Genomic DNA, 20,972 nt, shown 5'->3' on the forward strand with positions numbered 1-20,972 from the left:
CCGTTTCTCTATCTTGGTCTGGGCATCAGGCCGGCTGGGCTGCGATGGCGCGGCGGGTCGTGTTCGGGGTGAGCAGCGCCACCACGACGAACACCAGCGCATTCGTCGCCAGCGCCACGAGCCCGGTGTTGAGCGACTTGAACACGACCGGCGCGGCCGGGAACAGCGTACCCAGGTTGGAGCCGGTGGTCATCATGAAGCCGAGCACCGCACCGCCCGCCAGGATGCCGGCGAAGGCGGCGTGCCTGTTGCCGAAGGGCTTCTTCATGAGGCTAAAGAGCAGCGAGGGCAGCAGCTGCGTGAGCAGGCTCGAAGCGAAGATGGCCACCGACACGATGGTGGTGCCGCCGCGCAGCACAAAGTAAACCGCCACCAGTGCGAACACCGGCAGCACGCCGCGCGCCACGCGCGACACCTGCCTGTCGGTGGCGTTGGGCGCGAAGCCTTCCTTGTAGACGTTCTTGCCGATCACGGTGGATGCGGTGAGCAAAATCATCGAGCCCGGCACGAGCGCGGTGAGCACGCCGGTGCCGCCGATCACGCCGACGAACCAGGGGTCGAAGGTGTGCTTCACCAGGCCGAAGAGGGCCAGGTCGACGTCGGAGCCCTTGAGCCCCGGCACCTGCAGGATGGCCGCGAAGCCCACGAGGAACAGGAAGGCGATGACCACCTGGTACAGCGGCATCAGGATGGTGTTGCGGCGCACCGCGCTCGCGCTCTTGGCGGCGTACACCGAGGTGAGGTTGAAGGGGTAGAGGTAATAGCCCAGCGCCGTCAGCAGGATGGTCGAGTTGTACCAGGTGAGGTTCAGCCCTTCCTTCGGGAACTCGAAGAAGCCGGGGTTGGCGGCTTGGATGGCGGTGAACATCGGCGCGACGCCGCCGTAGTAGTGCCACGGCAGGTAGATGCCGAGGAACACGGCAAGCGCGAGGATGAGGATGTCCTTCACGATGGCGATGCTGGCCGAGCCGTGGATGCCGGAGAACAGGATGTAGCTGACCATGACCAGCGTGCCGATCCAGATCGCCACCTGCGGCGCGATGGAGCCGTACGAGGCCTCCGATACGATGATGCCGAGCCCGCGCAGCTGGATGGTGAGCAGCGCGACCATGCCCATGAGCGCCACGATGGACACCAGCACGCCCAGCGCACGGCTGTCGTACTTGTGCGCGAAGAAGTCCGAAAACGACACCAGCTTGTGCGCGGTGGCGTAGCGCCAGATGGCCGGCAGCATCCAGAAGGCCATGAGATAGGCCAGCCCGCCGTAGGCCAGGATGTAGAAGGCCGGCGTGCCCTTGCTGTAAGACCAGCCGCTCGCGCCCAGGAAGGTGAAGGTGGAGAACGACTCGCCCGCCATCAGCAGGAACACCATGATGGCGCCCAGCCCGCGCCCGCCGATCGCCCATTGCTCCAGGCTCATGGTGCGCCCGCGCCGCGCGAGCACGGCGAGGCCCAGCGCGCCGATGACGAACAGGGCGATGACGCCGAGTGCCGCGTTCATCGCGCGCCTCCGGTGGAGGAAGAAGGCGCATCGATGTCGCCTTCGGCGCGGTCGATGACCACCATGATCAGCGAGGTCAGCACCAGCCAGCTGACATTCCACACCATCAGGAAGGGCATGCCGAGCACGAAGGTGGGAGCGACGGAGGACAGCCATCCCCCGCTGAAGAAGGCGGCGACCGGCAGCGCGGCAAGCCATTTGGCGGATTTCATGGGAGCCTCGATTCTTGTCTCGGGTTGTGATTTTCTGGAATTTTGGTTAACCATACATTTTTATTTGGTTAACCAAACGGAAGCGGATGGTACGGAGTGCACGGGGCCGAGTCAATCCGGGGGCTTTCCCTGAGGGTGCGGTCCGCAGGCAATAATCCGGTTGCCTATGCCCTCCGCCGCACGCAAGTCCCCAGCGACAGCCCCTTCCCCCGAGCCCACCGAAGCCGACGATCCGAACGTGGACGAACGCGTCTACGGCGCGGTCTCCAAGGCCTTGCTGAGCGGCAAGCTGCGCCCCGGCACGCCCTTGCGCGAGCGCGCGCTGGCCGAAGCGCTGGGCTGCACGCGCGGCGCAGTGCGCAAGGCGCTGGCGCGGCTGGGCTCGGAAAAGCGGCTGGTGCTGGAGCACAACCGGGGCGCCTTCGTGCCCAACCCCTCCATCGACGACATGCGCGGCATCTACCGCGCGCGCCGCATCGTGGAGGCGGGGCTGGTGACCACGCTCTTCGGCAATCTCTCACGCGAGCAGGTGGCCACGCTGCGCAAGCACGTGCAGGCGGAGCAGAAGGCCTTCAAGGAAGGCCGGCGCGAGGACGCGGTCCGGCTGGCGGGCGACTTCCACCTGCTGCTGGCGCAGATGGCGGACAGCGAGGAGCTGCTGTCGTACATCCGGCGGCTGATCTCGAACACCGAGCTCTACAAGGCACTCTACGACTCCGCCGAGGCCGCGAGCTGCGCGCCGCGCGAGCATGAGCAGATCATCGAGGCGCTGGCCACGGGCAAATCGCTCGACAAGGCGCTGGCGGTAGCGCTGGAGCATCTGGACGAGCTGGAGCAGCGCGTGATCGCGGGCGCTGCGGCCGAGCAGGAAGTGGACCTTGCGACGCTGCTGAACGGCGGCGGCACCAGCAGCGGCAACAAGGGCAGCAAGCCGCACGCGCACGACCACTGAGGCATCCACGCTTCGCTCGCGGCCGAAGTGTGGCCGCGCCGGTCGGGGAATGATCGGCGCACCATGCACGCATCCACACCCTCCTCCATCGACAAGCCCCGCGCCAACCTGGCCTTCGAATGGGCGCTGCTCGCGGTGCTCGCCACCTGCTGGGGCGCCTCGTACACCTTCATCAAGATCGGCGTGGCGACGATCCCGCCCGTTACGCTTATCGCGGCGCGCACGCTGATCGCCGGAGCGCTGCTGCTCGCGGTGCTGCACATGCGCGGCGTGAAACTGCCGAAGGACGCCACTGCGTGGCGCCGCTTCGCACTGCAGGCCTGCCTGAACAGCGTGCTGCCCTTCACGCTCATCGCCTGGGCCGAGCGCAGCGTCGATGCCGGCCTGGCGACCATCCTCAACTCGACCTCGCCGATCTTCATCTTCCTGCTGGGGCTGGGCCTCGGCGGCTCCGACAAGCCCACGCTGCGCCGCCTGTTCGGCGTGAGCGCGGGGCTGGCGGGCATCTGCCTGATCGTGGGCTTCGAGGCGCTGAACGGGCTCGGGCATTCGCTGCTCGCGCAGCTTGCGCTGGTGGCGGCCGCCGTCTGCTACGGCTGCGCCGCGATGTTCGGGCGCGTGTTCAAGGGGTTGGACCCGATGGTGCCAGCCGCTGGTTCGCTCGTCAGCGGCGCGGCGATGCTGCTGCCCGCGAGCATCGTCATCGACAGGCCGTGGACGCTCTCGCCGTCGGCCGCGTCGATGGCGGCGGTGCTCGCGCTCGCGGTGCTCTCCACGGCGCTGGCCTTCACGATCTACTTCCGGCTCATCAAGACGCTGGGGCCGATGTCCACCGCCGCGCAGGCCTATCTGCGCGTGCCCATCGGCGTGCTGATCGGCACGACGTTCCTGGGCGAGAGGCTGGCGCCCACGGCGTGGATCGGGCTGGCCTGCGTGGTGGCGGGCGTGGTCGCGATGACGATGCCCGGGACGAAACTTTTGCGCCGCGCGCTGCGGTTTTTACGCGGTGTTTAGACGCCCGCCCATACGCTGCCGGCTCCTCCATCCGTCAGCGAATTCTTCGATGAAAAAACTTCTCCGCATCGCCCTGCCGATGCTCGTTCTTCCCACCTTTTCCGCCCTGCCGATGCTCGCGAGCGCGCAACTCACGGGCAACGTGGCGCTCACCACGAACTACAAGTTCCGCGGGCAGGACCAGGACATGATCGGCAAGAACGACTACGCCAAGACCAAGGGCTTCAAGCCCGCCATCCAGGGCGGCCTGGACTACGCCTTCGGCGACAGCGGCTTCTACGTCGGCAACTGGAATTCCAGCGTCAACTGGCTCAAGGGCAACAGCATCGAGATGGACGTGTACGGCGGCTACAAGTTCAAGGCCGGCCCGCTGGACATGGACGTGGGTGCGCTCTCCTACATCTACCCGGGCAACTCCTCGGGCAACACCACCGAGCTGTACGTCGCGGGCACCTACGCCAATGAAAGCCTCGGCTCCTTCACCGCCAAGTACTCGCACACAGTCTCCAAGGACTATTTCGGCTACGCAGGCAACAAGGCCGGCTCGGGCCTGAAGGGCACCAACACCGGCTACCTGAACCTGTCGTACAGCAAGGAGATCGTGCCCAAGGTCACGCTGAAGGCGGCCGTCGGCTACACGAACATGTCCAGCGACATCCGCAGCCTGGGCTACAAGAGCTACGTCGACTACAACGTGGGCGCGAGCTACGACTTCGGCAACGGCCTGTCGCTGACCGGTTCGGTGCAAGGCGCCAACAAGAAGAGCTCCTATGTCGCGGTCGCGAACCCGGGCATCGACCTGGGCTTCGGCCCCTTCGGCCAGACGACCTACTCGCCCAACAAGGCGCGCTTCATCCTGACGCTGACGAAGACGCTCTGAACGCCAGCCTCAGTCGATGCTGATGTTCGCGGCCTTCGCAACCTCCGCCCACTTCACGCGGTTGTCGTGCACGGTCTTCTTGAACTGTGCCGGCGACTCGATGCGCACGGTGTTGCCCTGGCTCTCGAAGCGCTCGCGGATCTCGGGGGTCTCCAGCACCGCCTTCACGGCCGCGTTGAGCTTGTCGACGATCTGCGGGTCGGTGCCCTTGGGCGCGAAGATGCCGAACCAGATCGAGCTGTCGAAGCCCTTGGTGCCCGGCAGGCCGCTCGAGGCGATGGTGGGCACTTCTTTCACGGCCGGCACCGCGGCGGCGGTGGTTACGCCCAGCAGGCGCACCTTGCCGGCCTTGTAGTGCGGCAGCACGGTCTGCACCTGGTTCATGATGCAGCAGGTCTCGCCGCGCACCACCGATGTGATCGCCTCGGGACCGCCCTTGTAGGGCACGTGCACCATGTTCAGGCCGAGGCGCGAATTGAATTCGGCAAAGGCCATGTGCGTGCCCGCGCCGTTGCCTGTAGACGCATAGTTGTACTTGCCGGGATTTGCCTTGACCAGCTCGACGAATTCCTTCAAGGTCCGCACGTTGATCACGTCGGGATTGATGGTGAGCACGTTCGAAACGTCGAGCACCGGCGCCACCGGCACGAAGTCGGCCTCCACGTCGAAGGGCAGTTTCTTGTAGAGCGCGGCATTGCTGCCGTGCGTGGCTGCGGTGCCGAAGGAAAGCGTGTAGCCATCGGGCCTGGCGTGGGCCACGTACTCGCTGGCGATGTTGCCGGCGGCGCCCGACTTGTAGTCGATGACGACGGGCTTGCCGAGCTGCTTCGACAGCGGCTCCTGGATGACGCGGGCCACCACGTCGACGCCCGAGCCGGCCGGAAAGCCCATGATCAGCGTGACGGGTTGCTGCGGCCAGTCCGGCTGGGAGAAGGCGGCGGGCGCAACGAGCGAGGCAGCGGCCAGCAGCAGTGCGCGGCGGGCAATTCGAGAGAAGGGAGAATGAAACATGACTGTCTTTCTGCGAGGCAAGCGGTGCAAGCGCGCATTGTGGCGCGCCGCTGATGCCCGATTCCATATGAGCTTATGCGCGGCATGCACGCCGCGTGCCTGCTCTCCATAATCGCCCCATGGTCCGTTCCACCCAACAACTACACACCCCACGAGAGCCCGCGCGCCCGCGCGCGGCCGCCACCGTGCTGCTGCTGCGCGACAGCGCCGCCGGCATCGAAGTGCTCATGACCCGCCGCTCGGCCACCGCCAGTTTCGCGCCCGGTGCCTATGTATTTCCCGGCGGCCAGATCGACGCCGCCGACGAAGCGGCCCAGCGCATCGCCGCGCAGCGGTCGACGCAAAGCGGCCTGCAGCGCACGCAGGCCATCGCGGCCATCCGCGAGGCTTTCGAGGAACTGGGCGTGCTGCTCGCGCACCATGCCGACGGGCGTCCCGCTAACGCCGAGGACATCGCCGCCATGGACCGCGGCAACACGGCGGGCACAGCCTTTGCCGACCAATGCGCGGCACGCGGGCTGACGCTCGATGCAGACCGGGTGTTCACCTTCGCGCACTGGATCACCGACCGCGACCTGCCCAGGCGCTTCGATGTGCCCTTCCTGGTGGCGCGCATGCCCGAAGGCCAGGAGCCCGCAGCCGACGAGAGCGAACAGTTCGAGCCCTGCTGGGTGCGCCCAGCCGATGCGCTCGCGCGCCATGCGGCAGGCAGCTTCTTCATGATCTTCCCGACCGTGCGCACGCTGCAGCGCATGGCCGCGTATGCCACCGTGGACGCCCTGCTCACGGCCTGCGCCGGCGAGACCCCGCTGTGGACCAGCTGCCCGCGCGCCGGCCTGCTCAAGGGCGAAGACGCGCGCTACATGGAGCACGAATCGCCGTTCGGCGAGCTCGCGCTGGTGTGCCCCGACGGGCAGGCCGTGCACGTGCTCGACTGGCAGAGCGAACGCCCGGTGCCGCTGCTGAAGAACGTGATGCGCTTCACCGCGCCCAACCCGGGCGCGATGACCGGCCCGGGCACCAACAGCTACATCGTGGGCGACGCGGCCACGGGCTACATCGTGATCGATCCGGGCCCGGACGACGCCGGCCACATCGGCCGGCTGTGGGGCGCCACGCAGGGCGACATCCGCATGATCGTCTGCACGCACTCGCATGCCGACCACTCGCCGGGCGCAGCGCCGCTGCAGGCGCTGTGCAAGAGCGGCAGGCCGCCGATCCTCGGCCTGGCCTCGAAGCCGACAGCTCGCGCCAGCGCACGCTTCACGCCCGAGCGCGAACTGGCCGATGGCGAGCGGCTCGTGCTGTCGGGCACAACGGCCGAAGGCGAGCCCATCGCCCACACGCTGCGCGTGATCCACACGCCCGGCCACGCGGCCAACCACCTGTGCCTGGTGCTGGAAGAAGACGGGCTGCTGTTCTCCGGCGACCACATCCTCAACGGCAGCACCACAGTGGTCGATCCGCCCGATGGCGACATGACGGCATACCTCGATTCGCTCGACACGCTCGATGCGGCCTGCGCGGCCGGCGGCATCGGCTTCATCCTGCCCGCGCACGGCTACGTGATCGGCTTTGCCCGCACCGCCATCGGCATGCTGAAAGCGCACCGGCTCAAGCGCGAGGCCAGGATCGCAGCCGCCATGCAGAAGCTGCCCGAAGGCACCCCCGAGCAATGGCTGCCGCTGGCCTACGACGACGTACCCGAACGCATGTGGCCGGTGGCGGCCCGCTCGCTGGCCGCGCACGTGGCTCGCATCCGGCAATTGGCGGTGGCTCGATGAACAACAGCAACAGGAACTCTCCGGGTGAGGACGAGGGCATCCGCCTCGCCAAACGCGTGGCGGCGCTGGCCGGTGTGTCGCGGCGCGAAGCCGAGCTGCTGATAGAGAACGGCGCGGTGCGCGTGGACGGCGTGCCGCAGATGCTGCCGCAGTCGCGCGTGCTGCCGCACCAGCAGGTCGAGATCGAGGCCGGCGCGAAGCCCGAGCCCGTGCTGCCCGTCACATTGCTGCTGTACAAGCCTGCGGGCATGGTCACCGACACCGCGCACCGCCTGCTGGTGGCTGCGAATCATCACGAGCCCGAGCGCGCCGGACTGCGTTTTCTGCCGGCGCATGCGAAGGCGCAGCACTGCATGACGCCGCTCGAGACCGGCGCCAGCGGGCTGGTCGCTTACACGCAGGAATTCCGCATCGAACGCAAGCTGCAGGAAGACGCGGGCATCCTCGAGCATGAGGTGATGGTGGACGTGGCCGGCCCGGTGAGCCCGGAGGTGCTGGCGCGGCTGGAGCGCTCGCCCGCGCGCGTGAGCATCGGCCGCCAGAGCGACGAGCAAACGGGCCTGCGCTTCGCGCTCAAGGGCGCGCGGCCGGGGCAGATCGCCAACATCTGCGACGGCGTGGGCCTGCGCATTCTTGCGATGCGGCGCATCCGCATCGGCCGCGTGCCGCTGGCGGGGCTGCAGCCTGGCCAGTGGCGCTATCTCGCACCCCACGAACGCTTCTGAAAACGATGCACCGCATGTTCACGGCCCGCAATTTTCAGCCGTGGCCCCGATGGGCCGCCGACAGGGAGACTGAGCCAATGAAGTTCGGAACACCGAGCACCGCCCTGGCCTGCACCGTGCCGCTGGCACTGGTGGCGGGCTGCACGCTTCTCACGCCGTCACCGCCGTCCGCGCCCCCAGCGCCGCCGCCGGCCGTCGTCTCGAAGGACGGCCTCGCGCCCATCACCGAGGAGCAGGTCGAGCGCATCCGCGATGCCATCGGCGTCAAGCCCCCCAGCCCGGCTGTGGGAAAGGTGGTGCGCAGCGCCTCGCCGACCATCGAGTCCTTCGTGCGGACCGAAGGCTGCATCACCGCGCGCAATGGCGCGGTGCTCAACCCCTTCGCCGCGCCCGGCCGCCTGTTCGACACCACGGGCTTCCAGGGCGGCCCGATGTCGGAGATGCAGTACCACGACAAGACCGCCTGCGTGACGGTCAAGCGCATCCAGAACTGGAAGATGGTCACGCCGAAGCTGCTGCGCTTCGAGGTGGTCTACGTGGGCGACGACGGTGAGGAACGCGCCATCAAGCGCCACGAGCTGGTACGCCAGCCCAAGGGCGGCTGGCTGTTCGCACGCTGAGGGCCGTGGTCACTGCTTCGCGGTGGCCGGCGCGGCACCCTGCGCAAGGTGCGCGTCGTCGGGTTCCCAGCCGCCGCCGAGTGCCATGAACAGCACGACCTGATCGTCGGCCAGCTGCGCCTCGCTGGCCGCGAGGGCGGCTTCGCTGGCAGCCAGCGAGCGTTCGGCGTCGAGCGAATCGAGGTAGCCGGTGCGGCCGTTCTGGTAGAGCTGGCGCGCCTGCGCGGCGACCTTCGCGCTTTCGTCGCGCGAGGCTTGCAGCGCGGCGTGGCGATCGAGTTCACGCGCGTAGGTGCCGAGTGCGGTCTCGGTTTCGCGCAGCGCGGTGAGCACGGTGCCGTCGAACTTGGCGAGCGCCGCGCGCGTGCCGGCCTCGGCCTGGGCGATGCGGGACTGTGCGACGCCCGTATTGGGAATGGTCCACGAGATCAGCGGGCCGAGGCTCCAGGCGAAGGTGTCCTTGCGGCCGAAGTCGTCGGCATGGCCGGCGGAGGAGCCTGAAAGGCCCAGCGTGACTTTGGGATAGAGCTCGGCCGTGGCCACGCCGATGCGCGCGGTCGATGCGGCAAGGCCGCGCTCGGCCTGGCGGATGTCGGGGCGGCGGCGCAACAGCGCGGCACCGTCGCCGACCGGCAGCGTGCCGGCCACGCGCGGCGGCATGGTGCAGTCGGCCACTTGGCGCGGGAAGTCCTGCGGCACTGCGCCGGTCAAGGTGGCGAGACGATAAAGCGCGCCCTGGCGTTCGGCCTTCAGCGGCGGCAGTGCGGCGTTGAGCTGCTGCAGCTGCGCACGCGCGCGACCTGCGTCGATGGCACCGGCGCGGCCTGCACGTTGCAGGCGGTCGGTGACGTTCACGGCGTCCTGCTGCAAGGCGACAGACTTCTGTGCGATCTGCAGGCGAAGGCCGGTAGCGCAGGCCTCGGCGTAGGCGCGCGCAGTGCCGGCCGCGACGTTCACGCGCACGAGGTCGAGCGCGGCTTCGGCGGCTTGGGTGTTGGCCTGCGAAGCCTCGATGCCCCGGCGGATCTGGCCGAACAGGTCGACCTGGTACGACAGCGAAGCGCCCGCGCTGTAGTTGAAGGTGCTCGGCGGCTCGTAGCCCTTCTGCAGCAGCGACAGCCCCGACACATGGCCGAACGAAGGGCCGCCGTTCACGCCGATGGTCGGGTACCTGGCGTCGGCCACTTCGTCTTCGATGGCGCGTTCGCGCTCGAGGTTGGCGACGGCCTGGCGCAGGTCGGTGTTGTGCGCGAGGGCCTGTTCGACCAGCCTGTCGAGCAACGGGTCGTGGTACAGGCGCCACCAGTGGGCGGGCAGCGGCGCGGCGTTGGCGGACGCCTCGGCAAAGGGCCGCGCGGCGGCGCCCTGGCTGGCCAGCGCCTCGGGCGGCTGGCGGTAGTCGGGACCGACCGCCGCGCAGGCCGCGAGCCCGGCGGCGACGGCCAGCGATGCAAGGCGAAATGCGAAGCGGCTCACGGCGTTCACCCCTTCTGCGGCGCGGCTGCCGGTGCCACGGCGCTGTGCGCCGGCTTGTTCCCCAGCACCTGCACCGTGACCGTCTGGCCCGCGACGAGGCGTGCGCCCTGCGGCAGCGGATCGAGCTTGATGCGCACCGGAATGCGCTGCGCGAGCCGCACCCAGTTGAAGGTCGGGTTCACGCTGGGCAGCAGGTTGGCGCTGGTGGAGCGGTCGCGGTCGGCAATGCCGGCGGCCACGCTGTCGACCGCGCCCTCGAGCACCGCGCCGCCGCCCATCGGGGTGACGCGCACGCGGTCGCCGAGATGGATGCGCGGCAGCTTGGTTTCCTCGAAATAGCCTTCGACATAGAACGACTGCGCATCGACCAGCGCGAGCACCGGGCGGCCCGCCGCGGCGTAGCTGCCCTGGCGCAGGTCGAGGTTGGTGACGAGGCCGTCGGCCGGCGCGCGCACCTGGGCGCGCTGCAGGTTGAGGCGGGCCGAGTCGAGCGCCACCTCGGCCTGCGCGACGGCGGCCTGCATCTGCTCGACACGCGAACGGGTCTGCTCGCGCGACTCCTTCGACACCAGGTCGTCGAGGCCCGCGTTGCGCGCGTTCTCGCGCTGCACCTGGGCGCTCATGGCGCGCTGCGCGGCGAGCGCTGCCTGGGCCTGGCGCACGGCGAGGTCGTAGCGGGCGCGGTCCACCTCGAACAGCAGCGTGCCGGCGGCGACCGGCTGGTTGTCGCGGATCGGTACTGCTGTGACGAGGCCCGACACGTCGGGTGCGATCTGCACGACGTTGGCGCGCACGCGGCCGTCGCGCGTCCACGGCGCAAGTTCGTAGTGGTCCCACAGGCGCAGGCCGGCCCACGCGGCGGCGGCCACCACGGCCACGGTGAGAAGAACGCGCCCGAGGCGCCGGGCCCGTGGGTTGTCTGCGGAGGAACGGGGGACTGTCATCGGAATCTCGTCGTCATTGAAGGTAGGAAGTGAGGCGGCTCAGTGCATAGAGCAGCAGCAGGTACAGCGCCATGTCGAACAGCGCGGGGTGCCACACCCAGCGGTAGGCGCCGGTGGCCGCGAGCAGTCGGCGTACGCCCCACAGCGCGAGCAGCGCGCCGAGGGCCAGCACCATGATCCAGGGCACGTAGAGGCCGTAGAAACTGGCTTCACCGATCATGCGGAAGCTCCTTGGGAGAGCGCTGCGCCCGCCAGCCTGGGCGGCGCATCGGGAAAGAGATTGCGGCGCAGGCCGACCAGTGCGGTGACGGCCGAGCGCGATGCGGCGGAAGAAGCGGTGCCGCGCGCGGCAAGCACGGCACCGAGTGCTTCGTCGATCTGCGGCAGCAGGTCGAGCGGGCGCGGATTCGTGCGGCCTTCGGCGCGCTGGCGGAAGAAGCGCGAGATGCCGCCCAGCAGCGCGGCCGAGCTGGCCAGCGGCAGCTGGGCGCGCACGCGCTGCAGCACGGCGATGTCGGCGCCCATGCGCAGGTCGCGCAGCGCGTCGTTGGCGGCCACGCCTTCGACGGTGCCGCCCGCCTGCGCGATGCGCGGCGCGAGCAGGCCGATGCGGTCGAGCATGCGCACGGCATACGCATCGCTCTGCGCGTACTGCGGCTGCGGCGAAGCGGCCATGTCGCCGAGCTCGCGCCAGGTGGCGCGCTGGATGCGGCGCGCGCTCCAGTCGGCGCCCACCGAACGCACCAGCCGCGTGACGCGCGCCGCGACCAGCACGCCGACGATCTGGCCGATCATGCTGTTGATGAAGCTCACGAGGTCGGAGCTGGCGGTGTCGTGCAGCGCGAGCGTGCCGGCCACGCCGAAGATCAGCGCCATCGCGGGCATGAAATGCGTCGGACGCGGCAGGTAGAAGCCCAGCAGCAAGAAGAGCGGCGCGCAGATGACGACCAGCATGCCGAAGTCCTGCACCGTGGGCATGAGCACCAGCACATAGAGCGCCGAGATCGGGATGGACCACAGCGTCCACTTGAGAAAGCCGTGGATCGCCGGCACGGGGTCGTCCATGGTGGCGAAGAAGCAGCAGAAGACGGCGGCCATCATGGTGGCCGCCGAACCCATGGGCCAGCCGGTGACGATCCAGAACGCGCCGCACAGGCAGATGGCGATGACGGCCGCGAGCGCCGACAGCAGCGCCATGCCGTAGTCACGGTGCAGCACGCGGCTGCCGAGCGCCGCCGTGCGGCGCAGCGGCGCGGCACCCTTGAGGCCTTCGTCGATGTCCAGGCGCAGCCGGGCGCAGGCGGTCCAGCCGTCGACGAGTTCTTCGAGGCGCCCGGCGAGGCCGATGCGCAGGGCGCGGCCCCATGGAGTGGGCTGCTGCGCGTCTGCAGGAGCGGCGTTCAATGCGTCGATGGCACGGCGCAGGGCTTGCAGGCGCTCGGCACTGTGGGCGGAGGCAGGTTCGGCCTCCTCGCGCAGCCACTGCGCGGCCTGCGCGAGCACCGCGGCCACGTCGGGTGCAAGTTGCCCCTCGGCCTGCTCCAGCGCCTGCAGGCGGTCTTCGACGGCCGAGAGCGCGGGCGTGAGCGCGGCAACGCGGTCCTGCATCGCGCGGATCGCGCCGGCGGTCCAGCGCAGGTGCGTGGTGTCGAAGGGCACGTGGGTGGAGAGCAGGCGCAGCTGCGTGATGTCGCCTGCGAGGCGGCGGCGGTCGTCGTCGAGGCGCTTCGGCTCGGCGTCACTGCTGCGGCCGGCGGGCTGCAGCAGGTCGCCGAGCCACTTGCGCGCGTCGAGCAGCGTGCGATCGAGCAGGCCCAGCACGGTCGGCGCAAGCCCCGCGGGCAGCACGAGGCTGTGGACCAGCGTGGCGCAGAAGATGCCGAGGCCGATTTCTTCCACGCGCGCCACGGCGGTGTCGAACAGCGCGAGCGGCGTCTGCACCGACGGAAAGCCGATCAGCGCGGCCGTGTAGCCCGCGAGCATGAACACGTAGGAGCGCGGCGTGCGGTCGAACAGCGAGATGCACAGGCACAGCCCCACCCACAGCGCGAGCACCAGCGTCAGCAGTTCCGGCGCGTTGGACAGCGCGGGCACCATCAGCACGGTCGCAGTGGAGCCGATGAGCGTGCCGCAGAAGCGGTACAGCGCCTTCGAGCGAACGGCGCCGGCCAGCGGATGGGCGACGACGTAGGTGGTCATGAGCGCCCAGAACGGACGCGGCAGGCCGGCACGGCTGGCGAGGTACATCGCCAGCATGGCGGCGGCGAAGCTCTTGCCGGAAAAGAGAAGCTCCGCGCGGCTGAAGCGCGGAAGACGGAGCGCAGGCATTTCTTACCTGCGCCCTTCCTGCGGCGATTGCTGCGACTGCGGCGCCTGGGCCGGGCGCCCCAGGCGCTCCTCGAGCACGCCGAACACCCGCAGGCAGACGGCGATGTCGTCGTCGGACACGCCTTCGAACAGCTCACTGCGCATCAGGCTCAGCGCCGCCTCGATGGGCGCGCAGGCGGCCTTGCCTGCGGGCGTGAGGTGCAATGTCTTGGCACGGCGGTCGGCCGGATCTTCGCGGCGCTCGACGAAACCGGCCTCCACCAACTGGTCGAGCGAGCGCACCAGCGACGGGCCCTCGATGCCCAGTGCATCGGCAAGCACGCCCTGCCGCACTTCGCCGTTCATGCGCCCGAGCATCACGATCGGCCAGGCCAGCGTTTGCGACACGCCGACGTGCGCCACCGCCCTGTCCGCCGACGCGCGGTAGCCGCGCTGCAGCACCGAGAGCGACATGCCGAGCCGCATCAGCGCGTTCTCGCGCTTCGGGGAGGAGTTGCTCGATTTGCTCACGATAGCCGCCTATTAATTAGCATGCTATCTATTATAAGGGTAACTACCAACTCCTGCTGGCGGCAAGGCGGCCGCTGCCTTCAGCGGTCGAGGGCGCGAAAAAGGAAAAGGGAAGAAAAGTGTGAAGCCCGCCGATAAGCCGGATTCTGTGCATCGAGGGCCTCTTGCGAAGCCTTCGACGTGACCGCCATTACTCTGGGCCGTTTGTCGCCAAACGGCTCGATGCCACCTACCCGCCAGCTCAGCGGAACCACCTCGATACTGGCCTACTTGGTGTTGCTGCGCGCAGAGATTGCCCGTTTCACCCGAACTCAATCGGCTCGTCTCTGTTGCTCTGATCCTCACCTCACGGTGGAGAGTCGTTAACTCCTGCGCTGTCCTGTGCAGTCCGGACGTTCCTCCAGTGCGGTCTTTCGACCCGATGCTGTTGCCCGAAGGCGCAGCGTCGTCCCTTTCGGGCTTGCACCAGCGGCGGTCTGGCGTGCTTCACCGCGCGATTATCGCCCGCCCCATCAATGACCCTTCAGACAATGCCGCGCGCCGGTCGTCAGCCGGGCGTTTCGCCGTCGCCGGCCTGCACCAAGCCCAGCTTGCGCAACGTCCGATGGAAGTTGCTGCGGTCGATGCCGGCCTCGCGCGCGGCGCTGGCCACGCGGCCGCCGTGGCGGGCGAGCAGTTCCGAGAGCCAGGCCCGCTGGAAGGCTTCGGTCGCCTCGCGCAGCGTGCCGCCAGCGATGACAGGCCCCGCGTGTTCGTTCGCCGGGGCCTGCACGGGCGCTGCCGTGGCGCTTCCCACGACGGCAGCGCTGTCCAGCGCCAGGTGATGCGGCTCGATGGCCGTCCAGCGCGAGCCGCGCGGCTGCTCCCGGAACGCCCGCAGCGAGGCGCGGCTGATCACATGCTCGAGCTCGCGCACGTTGCCCGGCCAGCCGTGCGCCAGCATGGCGGCCTTCGACGCCGGCGAGAGCCGCAGGTTGCGCGCGCCCAGCCGGTGCTGGTTCTCCTCGAGAAAGCTGCCCGCCAGAACGAGCACGTCGCGCCCCCGTTCGCGCAGCGGCGCGACGACGAGCGGATAGACCGACAGCCGGTGGTACAGGTCGGCGCGAAAGCGCCCCTGCGCGATCGCCGCGGGCAGGTCGCGGTTGGTGGCCGCGATCACGCGCACGTCGACCTTGCGCATGCGGTCGCTGCCGGGGCGCTGCACCTCGCCGCTTTGCAGCACGCGCAGCAGCTTGGCCTGCACGCTCAGCGGCAGTTCGCCGACCTCGTCGAGAAAGAGCGTGCCGCCATCGGCGATCTCGAACTTGCCGTCGCGGTCCTGCACGGCGCCGGTGAACGCGCCGCGCTTGTGGCCGAAGAGTTCGCTGTCGGCCAGCGACTCGGGCAGCGCCGCGCAGTTGACCTGCACGAGCGGCTGCTCGCTGCGGCGCGAGCGCGCGTGCAGGCGCTGCGCGACCAGGTCCTTGCCGACGCCGGTTTCGCCGAGCAGCAGCACCGTGAGGTCGGACACGGCGACCGTGTCGATCTCGTCGCACAGCTGCTTCATCGCCGGGCTGCTGCCCAGCAGCTCGCGCGGCGCGCCACGCCCCGCACGCAGCGCCTGCGCAACGGCCTGCTCGCGCATCGCGCGCGCCTGCATCTCGCGGATCGTGTGGGCGGCCTCGATGCCGGTTTCGACGAGGGCGATCAGTGCCTCCATCTGCGCCGGGCCCACGGCATCGAAGGCGTGCGGCTCCAGGGCGTCCAGCGTCAGCAGGCCCCAGACGGCGCCGCGCAGGCGCAGCGGCGCGCCCATGCAGTCGTGCACCGGCAGGATGCCCGGCTGGCCGGCGACGAGGCCGTCGTACGGGTCGGGCAGGTTGCAGTCGTGGGCGAAACGCAGGCCCCGTTCGCTGTCAAGCAGGCGCGCGAAACGCGGATGGGCGGCGACGGGAAACTGGCGCCCGAGGGTTTCATCGCTCAGGCCGTCGACCGCGACGGGCTTCAGCACGTCGACATCGAGCTGCAGCAGCGCGGCGGCATCGCAGCGGACCAGTCCGCGCGCGGCGGCGAGCAGCGATCGGTAGCGGGCGGCCTCGGCTTCGGGCTCGGGCGACGGGGCTTCGGTGGTCGAATCGACACGCAATGTGGTCATAAGCACAACGATGAAGTTGTTGCGAATTTGACCACGCCTGATAAATCCCCAATGGCGTCAAGCACTTGCAGCGACCTTCTGGCTGGCACGGATCGTGAGAAGACGAAGGCATCTCAACAGAGGAAGCGCCAGACCATGAACCCGCAAACCATCGCCATCGTCAAGTCCACCGTGCCCGCGCTCCAGGCCCACGGCGAGGCCATCACCAGCCACTTCTACAAGATCATGTTCGAGGGCCATCCGCAGGTGAAGGCCTTCTTCAACGAGGCGCACCAGGCCGCCGGCACGCAGGCGCGCGCGCTGGCGGGCGCGGTCATCGCCTATGGCGCGCACATCGACCGGCTCGAAGCGATCGCCGGCGCCCTGCCCCACATCATCCAGAAGCACGCCGCGCTGGGCGTGCTGCCGGAGCACTACCCGATCGTCGGCCACTACCTGCTGCGCGCCGTGAAGGAGGTGCTCGGCGATGCCGCGACCGACGAGGTGATTGCCGCGTGGGGCGAAGCCTACGAATCGCTGGCGGGCCTGCTCATCGCCGCGGAGGAAGCCGTCTACAGCGCCAACGCGGCGCAACCCGGCGGATGGCGCGGCATGCGCGAATTCCGCGTGGCCCGGCGCGAGGACGAAAGCGAGGTCATCACCTCGTTCTACCTGGAGCCCATGGACGGCGGCGCGCTGCTGGCGTTCTCGCCGGGGCAGTACCTCACGCTGGTGCTGGAGATCGACGGCCAGCCGGTGCGACGCAACTACTCGCTGTCCGACGCGCCGGGCAAGCCGTGGTACCGCATCAGCGTGAAGAAGGAAGAAGGCGGCCGCGCCTCGAACTGGCTGCACGAGGCCGCCGTGACCGGCACGCGGCTGCAGGTGCAGGCGCCGTGCGGCGACTTCGTGCTGCAGCCCGCGGGCGAACAGGCGCGCCCCCTCGTGCTGGTGACGGGTGGCGTGGGCATCACGCCCGCGATGAGCATGCTCGAATCGGTGGCCCACACGGGCCGGCCGGTGCACTTCGTCCATGCGGCGCGGCACGGCGGCGCGCACGCCTTCCGCGAGCGCGTCGACGCGCTCGCGCAGCGGCATGCGAACGTGAAGCCGCTGTATGTCTACGACGCGCCGCGCGAGAGCGACACGCCGCACGCGACCGGCTTCGTCACCCGCGAGCTGCTGGCCGGGCTGCTGCCGGAAGACCGCGATGTCGACCTGTACTTTCTCGGACCGAAGCCCTTCATGCAGTCGGTGTATGCCAACGGGCTGGCGCTCGGCGTGCCGAAGCAGCAGCTTCGCTACGAGTTCTTCGGGCCGCTGGAAGCCCTGGAGGCCTGAACCGCAACGGCCTGCCATCCCCTCGTGCTGAAACGGTCGCGGGCCGGGTGCAACCCGGCCCAGGGGGCGCCACAATGCGCGCTGACCATCCGCCCCTCGCACCCAAGGAGATTCCATGAAGGCCCAGAACATCCTCCAGACCATCGGCAACACGCCGCACATCCGCATCAACCGCCTGTTCGGCAATGCGAAACAGCAGGTCTGGGTCAAATCCGAGCGCGCCAATCCCGGCGGCTCGATCAAGGACCGCATCGCGCTGTCGATGGTGGAAGACGCCGAGAAGAGCGGCGCGCTCAAACCCGGCGGCACCATCGTCGAGCCGACCTCGGGCAACACCGGCATCGGCCTGGCGATGGTCGCGGCCGTGAAGGGTTACAAGCTGATCCTGGTGATGCCCGACAGCATGTCGGTCGAGCGCCGCCGCCTGATGCTGGCCTACGGCGCCACCTTCGACCTGACGCCGCGCGCCGGGGGCATGAAAGCCTCCATCGCGCGCGCCGAGGAAATCGTGGCCGGCACGCCCGGTGCGTGGATGCCGCAGCAGTTCAACAACCCCGCGAATGTCGACGTGCACGTGCGCACCACGGCCGAGGAGATCGCGGCGGACTTTCCCGACGGCATCGACGTGCTGATCACCGGCGTGGGCACGGGCGGCCACATCACGGGCGTGGCGAAGGTGCTGAAGAAGAAGTGGCCCAAGCTGCAGGTGTTCGCGGTCGAGCCAGTGGCCTCGCCCGTGATTTCCGGCGGCACGCCGGCGCCGCACCCCATTCAAGGCATCGGCGCAGGCTTCATCCCGAAGAACCTCGACACCTCGCTGCTCGACGGCGTGCTGCAGGTCGACGCCGAACCGGCGCGCGAAATGGCGCGCCGCTGCGCAGTCGAGGAAGGCATGCTGGTCGGCATCTCGTCGGGCGCCACGCTCGCGGCCATCGCGCAGAAGCTGCCCTCGCTGGCACCCGATGCGGTGGTGCTGGGCTTCAACTACGACACCGGCGAGCGGTACTTGTCGGTGGAAGGCTTCCTGCCCGCCTGACTTTTCGGGAAGCACCGCGGAACCGGCTTCGCCGGGCCGCTGGTGCTGCCCCCGGGAGGGGGTAGGCGAAGCGACACGAAGTGCGCGAAGCCTGGGGCGAGTAAAATCTCTGGCCTGCTTGATAACCACAAGCCCCACGCCATGCTGAGAATCTCCGAACTCAAACTCCCGCTCGACCACGCGCCCGACGCGCTGGCCGCACTGATCGCCAGGACGCTCGACGTCCCGCTCGAAGCGATCGCCTCCCACACCGTCTACAAGCGCAGCTTCGACGCGCGCAAGATCGAACTGCTCACGGTCTACATCTGCGACGTGCAGCTGAAGGAGGCGAAGCTCGAAGCCGCGCTGCTCGCGAAGCACGCGGGCCATCCGCACATCCAGAGCGCGCCCGACATGCGCTACACGCCGCCGGCCAATGCGGCCGAAGGCACGGCGCGGCCGGTGGTGGTCGGCTTCGGGCCCTGCGGCATCTTCGCGGCGCTGATGCTCGCGAAGATGGGCTTCAGACCGATCGTGCTCGAACGCGGCAGGACCGTGCGCCAGCGCACCCGCGACACCTGGGGCCTGTGGCGCAAGAGCGTGCTCAACCCCGAGTCGAACGTGCAGTTCGGCGAAGGCGGCGCCGGCACCTTCTCGGACGGCAAGCTCTACAGCCAGATCAAGGACCCGCGCTTCCTCGGCCGCAAGGTGATGGAAGAGTTCGTGAAGGCCGGCGCACCGCCCGAGATTCTTTACGTCGCGCATCCGCACATCGGCACCTTCAAGCTGGTGAAGGTGGTGGAGAACATCCGCGAGCAGATCGTGGCGCTGGGCGGCGAGATCCGCTTCGAGCAGCGCGTGACCGACGTGCACATCGAAGACGGCCACCTTCGCGGCCTCACCGTGCTCGACCAGACCACGGGCACGAGCAGCGAACTGCGCGCCGACCACGTCGTGATGGCGCTGGGCCACAGCTCGCGCGACACCTTCGAGATGCTGCATGCGCGCGGCGTGCACATCGAGGCCAAGCCCTTCTCCATCGGCTTTCGCGTCGAGCACCCGCAAGGCCTGATCGACCGCGCGCGCTGGGGCCGCCACGCGGGCCACCCGCTGCTCGGCGCGGCCGACTACAAGCTGGTGCACCATGCAAGCAACGGCCGCTCGGTCTACAGCTTCTGCATGTGCCCCGGCGGCACCGTGGTGGCGGCCACCAGCGAGCCGGGCCGCGTGGTCACCAACGGCATGAGCCAGTACTCGCGCAACGAGCGCAATGCCAACGCCGGCATCGTGGTGGGCATCGACCCGAAAGACTTCCCCGGCGACGCGCTCGCGGGCATCGCCTTGCAGCGCGAACTCGAAAGCAACGCCTTCGTGCTCGGCGGCGGCAACTACCGCGCGCCGGGCCAGCTGGTGGGCGACTTCATCGCCGGGCGGCCCTCGACCGCGCTCGGCAGCGTGATTCCGTCGTACAAGCCCGGCGTAACGCCGACCGACCTGCACAAGGCGCTGCCGGCCTACGCCATCGAGGCCATGCGCGAGGCCTTCCCCGCCTTCGGCCGCAAGATCAAGGGCTTCGACACGCACGACGCGGTGCTCACCGGCGTCGAAACGCGCACCTCGTCGCCGATCCGCATCACGCGCGGCGACGATTTCCAGAGCCTCAACGTGCGCGGCCTCTACCCGGCCGGCGAAGGCGCGAGCTACGCGGGCGGCATCCTGTCGGCCGGCGTGGACGGCATCAAGGTGGCCGAGGCCGTGGCGCACGGCGTGCTGGCCGAGGCCTCGGCCCTGAACCACTGAGCCACTGAGCCACCACCCGACATCGAGACCTGCATGGCCAGTGCCGACTTCCATTTCTACGAACCCGCCAGGGGCCACGGCCTGCCGCACGACCCATTCAACGCGATGGTCGGGCCGCGCCCCATCGGCTGGATCTCGTCGCAGGACGCGAACGGCGTGCTCAACCTCGCGCCCTACAGCTTCTTCAACGCCTTCAACTACACGCCGCCTCTCGTCGGCTTCGCCAGCATCGGCGCCAAGGACAGCCTGCATAACATCCGCCAGACGCGGGAGTTCGGCTGGAACCTGGCAACCCGGCCGCTGGCCGAGCAGATGAACCGTTCCTGCGCGGCCGTGCCGCCCGAGGTGAACGAGTTCGAGCTCGCCGGCCTCGCCACGGCCGCCTCGCGGACCATCGCGGTCCCGCGCGTGGCCGAAAGCCCCGTGTCCTTCGAGTGCAAGCTCACGCAGATCCTGCAGCTCGAAGGCGCGGACGGCGTGCCCGTGCAGACCTGGCTCGTGCTCGGCGAAGTGGTGGGCGTGCACATTGCGCGCCACCTGCTGAAGGACGGCATCTACGACACCGCCGCAGCGCAGCCCATCCTGCGCGGCGGCGGCCCGGGCGACTACTTCGAAGTCAGCCCCGACAATCTCTTCAGGATGTTCCGGCCGCGCTGAACGCGCTGCGCCGGCCTTCTTTTTTCCAATCCTTTCCACAGCGCCCCCGCATGACCGACGCTTCCACCGCCACCCCCAAGACGAACGCC

The 20,972-nt window shown here is 69.1% G+C and carries 19 protein-coding genes and 1 other RNA gene; 10 read left to right on the forward strand and 10 right to left on the reverse strand.

Annotation, left to right across the window (positions count from 1 at the left end; genetic code table 11):
* Positions 1 to 25: 25 nt before the first annotated feature.
* Positions 26 to 1,501 (reverse strand): sodium:solute symporter family protein, encoded by a 1,476-nt coding sequence (locus ACCC97_RS15920; protein ID WP_413333820.1) that lies wholly within the window; start codon positions 1,499 to 1,501, stop codon positions 26 to 28.
* Positions 1,498 to 1,713 carry a DUF3311 domain-containing protein gene (locus ACCC97_RS15925; RefSeq protein ID WP_007832390.1) on the reverse strand — a complete coding sequence of 72 codons (216 nt, stop codon included), beginning with the start codon at positions 1,711 to 1,713 and terminating at the stop codon, positions 1,498 to 1,500. The genes ACCC97_RS15920 and ACCC97_RS15925 overlap by 4 nt, the downstream gene beginning before the upstream one ends.
* Before the next feature lie 166 nt (positions 1,714 to 1,879).
* Here ACCC97_RS15925 and ACCC97_RS15930 point away from each other — a divergent pair, with 166 nt between their 5' ends.
* The 3 genes from ACCC97_RS15930 to ACCC97_RS15940 all read left to right on the forward strand — a co-directional run bounded on the left by ACCC97_RS15930 (position 1,880) and on the right by ACCC97_RS15940 (position 4,559).
* On the forward strand, positions 1,880 to 2,665 hold the full coding sequence (locus tag ACCC97_RS15930; RefSeq protein ID WP_413333822.1) for a GntR family transcriptional regulator: 786 nt from the start codon (positions 1,880 to 1,882) through the stop codon (positions 2,663 to 2,665).
* 63 nt (positions 2,666 to 2,728) lie between these two features.
* Complete coding sequence (locus ACCC97_RS15935; RefSeq protein WP_413333824.1) at positions 2,729 to 3,679, forward strand: DMT family transporter; 951 nt, start codon at positions 2,729 to 2,731, stop codon at positions 3,677 to 3,679.
* 49 nt (positions 3,680 to 3,728) lie between these two features.
* On the forward strand, positions 3,729 to 4,559 hold the full coding sequence (locus tag ACCC97_RS15940; protein WP_413333826.1) for a TorF family putative porin: 831 nt from the start codon (positions 3,729 to 3,731) through the stop codon (positions 4,557 to 4,559).
* 9 nt (positions 4,560 to 4,568) lie between these two features.
* Here ACCC97_RS15940 and ACCC97_RS15945 read toward each other — a convergent pair whose 3' ends face one another.
* Positions 4,569 to 5,570: a Bug family tripartite tricarboxylate transporter substrate binding protein gene (locus ACCC97_RS15945; RefSeq protein ID WP_413333828.1), complete on the reverse strand. Its 1,002-nt coding sequence runs from the start codon at positions 5,568 to 5,570 to the stop codon at positions 4,569 to 4,571.
* A gap of 119 nt (positions 5,571 to 5,689) precedes the next feature.
* Between ACCC97_RS15945 and ACCC97_RS15950 the strand changes: the two genes are divergently transcribed.
* The 3 genes from ACCC97_RS15950 to ACCC97_RS15960 all read left to right on the forward strand — a co-directional run bounded on the left by ACCC97_RS15950 (position 5,690) and on the right by ACCC97_RS15960 (position 8,699).
* Positions 5,690 to 7,354, forward strand: a complete 1,665-nt coding sequence (locus tag ACCC97_RS15950) for an MBL fold metallo-hydrolase (RefSeq protein WP_413333829.1) — start codon at positions 5,690 to 5,692, stop codon at positions 7,352 to 7,354.
* The gene (locus tag ACCC97_RS15955; RefSeq protein WP_413333831.1) at positions 7,351 to 8,079 is read left to right on the forward strand and encodes an RNA pseudouridine synthase; all 729 of its coding nucleotides are present in this window, start codon (positions 7,351 to 7,353) and stop codon (positions 8,077 to 8,079) included. The genes ACCC97_RS15950 and ACCC97_RS15955 overlap by 4 nt, the downstream gene beginning before the upstream one ends.
* Positions 8,080 to 8,156: 77 nt before the next feature.
* Positions 8,157 to 8,699, forward strand: a complete 543-nt coding sequence (locus ACCC97_RS15960; RefSeq protein ID WP_007838220.1) for a hypothetical protein — start codon at positions 8,157 to 8,159, stop codon at positions 8,697 to 8,699.
* A gap of 9 nt (positions 8,700 to 8,708) precedes the next feature.
* Here ACCC97_RS15960 and ACCC97_RS15965 read toward each other — a convergent pair whose 3' ends face one another.
* The 7 genes from ACCC97_RS15965 to norR all read right to left on the reverse strand — a co-directional run bounded on the left by ACCC97_RS15965 (position 8,709) and on the right by norR (position 16,091).
* Positions 8,709 to 10,175, reverse strand: a complete 1,467-nt coding sequence (locus ACCC97_RS15965) for an efflux transporter outer membrane subunit (RefSeq protein WP_237726173.1) — start codon at positions 10,173 to 10,175, stop codon at positions 8,709 to 8,711.
* A gap of 5 nt (positions 10,176 to 10,180) precedes the next feature.
* The gene (locus ACCC97_RS15970) at positions 10,181 to 11,119 is read right to left on the reverse strand and encodes an efflux RND transporter periplasmic adaptor subunit (protein ID WP_007838218.1); all 939 of its coding nucleotides are present in this window, start codon (positions 11,117 to 11,119) and stop codon (positions 10,181 to 10,183) included.
* Positions 11,120 to 11,132: 13 nt separating this feature from the next.
* Positions 11,133 to 11,339, reverse strand: a complete 207-nt coding sequence (locus tag ACCC97_RS15975; protein WP_007838217.1) for a DUF1656 domain-containing protein — start codon at positions 11,337 to 11,339, stop codon at positions 11,133 to 11,135.
* Complete coding sequence (locus ACCC97_RS15980; RefSeq protein WP_413333833.1) at positions 11,336 to 13,447, reverse strand: FUSC family protein; 2,112 nt, start codon at positions 13,445 to 13,447, stop codon at positions 11,336 to 11,338. Before ACCC97_RS15980 ends, ACCC97_RS15975 begins: the two co-directional genes overlap by 4 nt.
* Positions 13,448 to 13,450: 3 nt before the next feature.
* Complete coding sequence (locus tag ACCC97_RS15985; RefSeq protein ID WP_042674313.1) at positions 13,451 to 13,912, reverse strand: MarR family winged helix-turn-helix transcriptional regulator; 462 nt, start codon at positions 13,910 to 13,912, stop codon at positions 13,451 to 13,453.
* A gap of 164 nt (positions 13,913 to 14,076) precedes the next feature.
* Positions 14,077 to 14,445: RNase P RNA component class A (gene rnpB / locus ACCC97_RS15990), an RNA gene on the reverse strand.
* A 59-nt stretch (positions 14,446 to 14,504) separates the two neighbouring features.
* Positions 14,505 to 16,091 (reverse strand): nitric oxide reductase transcriptional regulator NorR, encoded by a 1,587-nt coding sequence (gene norR, locus ACCC97_RS15995; RefSeq protein ID WP_007838212.1) that lies wholly within the window; start codon positions 16,089 to 16,091, stop codon positions 14,505 to 14,507.
* A 135-nt stretch (positions 16,092 to 16,226) separates the two neighbouring features.
* Between norR and hmpA the strand changes: the two genes are divergently transcribed.
* From hmpA to ACCC97_RS16015, 4 genes are all read left to right on the forward strand, one after another.
* On the forward strand, positions 16,227 to 17,411 hold the full coding sequence (gene hmpA / locus ACCC97_RS16000) for an NO-inducible flavohemoprotein (protein ID WP_413333836.1): 1,185 nt from the start codon (positions 16,227 to 16,229) through the stop codon (positions 17,409 to 17,411).
* Between the two features lie 115 nt (positions 17,412 to 17,526).
* Entirely contained in the window at positions 17,527 to 18,447 is a 921-nt protein-coding gene (gene cysK, locus ACCC97_RS16005; RefSeq protein WP_007838209.1) for a cysteine synthase A, read from the forward strand.
* A 141-nt stretch (positions 18,448 to 18,588) separates the two neighbouring features.
* Positions 18,589 to 20,226: an NAD(P)/FAD-dependent oxidoreductase gene (locus ACCC97_RS16010; RefSeq protein WP_413333838.1), complete on the forward strand. Its 1,638-nt coding sequence runs from the start codon at positions 18,589 to 18,591 to the stop codon at positions 20,224 to 20,226.
* Positions 20,227 to 20,259: 33 nt separating this feature from the next.
* The gene (locus ACCC97_RS16015; RefSeq protein WP_007838204.1) at positions 20,260 to 20,883 is read left to right on the forward strand and encodes a flavin reductase family protein; all 624 of its coding nucleotides are present in this window, start codon (positions 20,260 to 20,262) and stop codon (positions 20,881 to 20,883) included.
* Positions 20,884 to 20,972 lie beyond the last annotated feature (89 nt).

This window comes from Variovorax sp. Varisp85 (genome assembly GCF_047304045.1).
GTDB lineage: Bacteria > Pseudomonadota > Gammaproteobacteria > Burkholderiales > Burkholderiaceae_C > Variovorax.

Excerpts from the sequence above, each read along its gene's own strand:
- ACCC97_RS15985 (WP_042674313.1), bottom strand. The coding sequence starts at position 13,912 with ATGCGGCTCGGCATGTCGCTCTCGGTGCTGCAGCGCGGCTACCGCGCG.
- ACCC97_RS16010 (WP_413333838.1), top strand. The coding sequence starts at position 18,589 with ATGCTGAGAATCTCCGAACTCAAACTCCCGCTCGACCACGCGCCCGAC.
- ACCC97_RS15925 (WP_007832390.1), bottom strand. The coding sequence starts at position 1,713 with ATGAAATCCGCCAAATGGCTTGCCGCGCTGCCGGTCGCCGCCTTCTTC.
- ACCC97_RS15935 (WP_413333824.1), top strand. The coding sequence starts at position 2,729 with ATGCACGCATCCACACCCTCCTCCATCGACAAGCCCCGCGCCAACCTG.
- ACCC97_RS15980 (WP_413333833.1), bottom strand. The coding sequence starts at position 13,447 with ATGCCTGCGCTCCGTCTTCCGCGCTTCAGCCGCGCGGAGCTTCTCTTT.
- ACCC97_RS15955 (WP_413333831.1), top strand. The coding sequence starts at position 7,351 with ATGAACAACAGCAACAGGAACTCTCCGGGTGAGGACGAGGGCATCCGC.
- ACCC97_RS15930 (WP_413333822.1), top strand. The coding sequence starts at position 1,880 with ATGCCCTCCGCCGCACGCAAGTCCCCAGCGACAGCCCCTTCCCCCGAG.
- ACCC97_RS16015 (WP_007838204.1), top strand. The coding sequence starts at position 20,260 with ATGGCCAGTGCCGACTTCCATTTCTACGAACCCGCCAGGGGCCACGGC.
- ACCC97_RS15940 (WP_413333826.1), top strand. The coding sequence starts at position 3,729 with ATGAAAAAACTTCTCCGCATCGCCCTGCCGATGCTCGTTCTTCCCACC.
- ACCC97_RS15970 (WP_007838218.1), bottom strand. The coding sequence starts at position 11,119 with ATGACAGTCCCCCGTTCCTCCGCAGACAACCCACGGGCCCGGCGCCTC.
- ACCC97_RS15960 (WP_007838220.1), top strand. The coding sequence starts at position 8,157 with ATGAAGTTCGGAACACCGAGCACCGCCCTGGCCTGCACCGTGCCGCTG.
- norR (WP_007838212.1), bottom strand. The coding sequence starts at position 16,091 with ATGACCACATTGCGTGTCGATTCGACCACCGAAGCCCCGTCGCCCGAG.
- hmpA (WP_413333836.1), top strand. The coding sequence starts at position 16,227 with ATGAACCCGCAAACCATCGCCATCGTCAAGTCCACCGTGCCCGCGCTC.
- cysK (WP_007838209.1), top strand. The coding sequence starts at position 17,527 with ATGAAGGCCCAGAACATCCTCCAGACCATCGGCAACACGCCGCACATC.
- ACCC97_RS15950 (WP_413333829.1), top strand. The coding sequence starts at position 5,690 with ATGGTCCGTTCCACCCAACAACTACACACCCCACGAGAGCCCGCGCGC.
- ACCC97_RS15975 (WP_007838217.1), bottom strand. The coding sequence starts at position 11,339 with ATGATCGGTGAAGCCAGTTTCTACGGCCTCTACGTGCCCTGGATCATG.
- ACCC97_RS15945 (WP_413333828.1), bottom strand. The coding sequence starts at position 5,570 with ATGTTTCATTCTCCCTTCTCTCGAATTGCCCGCCGCGCACTGCTGCTG.
- ACCC97_RS15920 (WP_413333820.1), bottom strand. The coding sequence starts at position 1,501 with ATGAACGCGGCACTCGGCGTCATCGCCCTGTTCGTCATCGGCGCGCTG.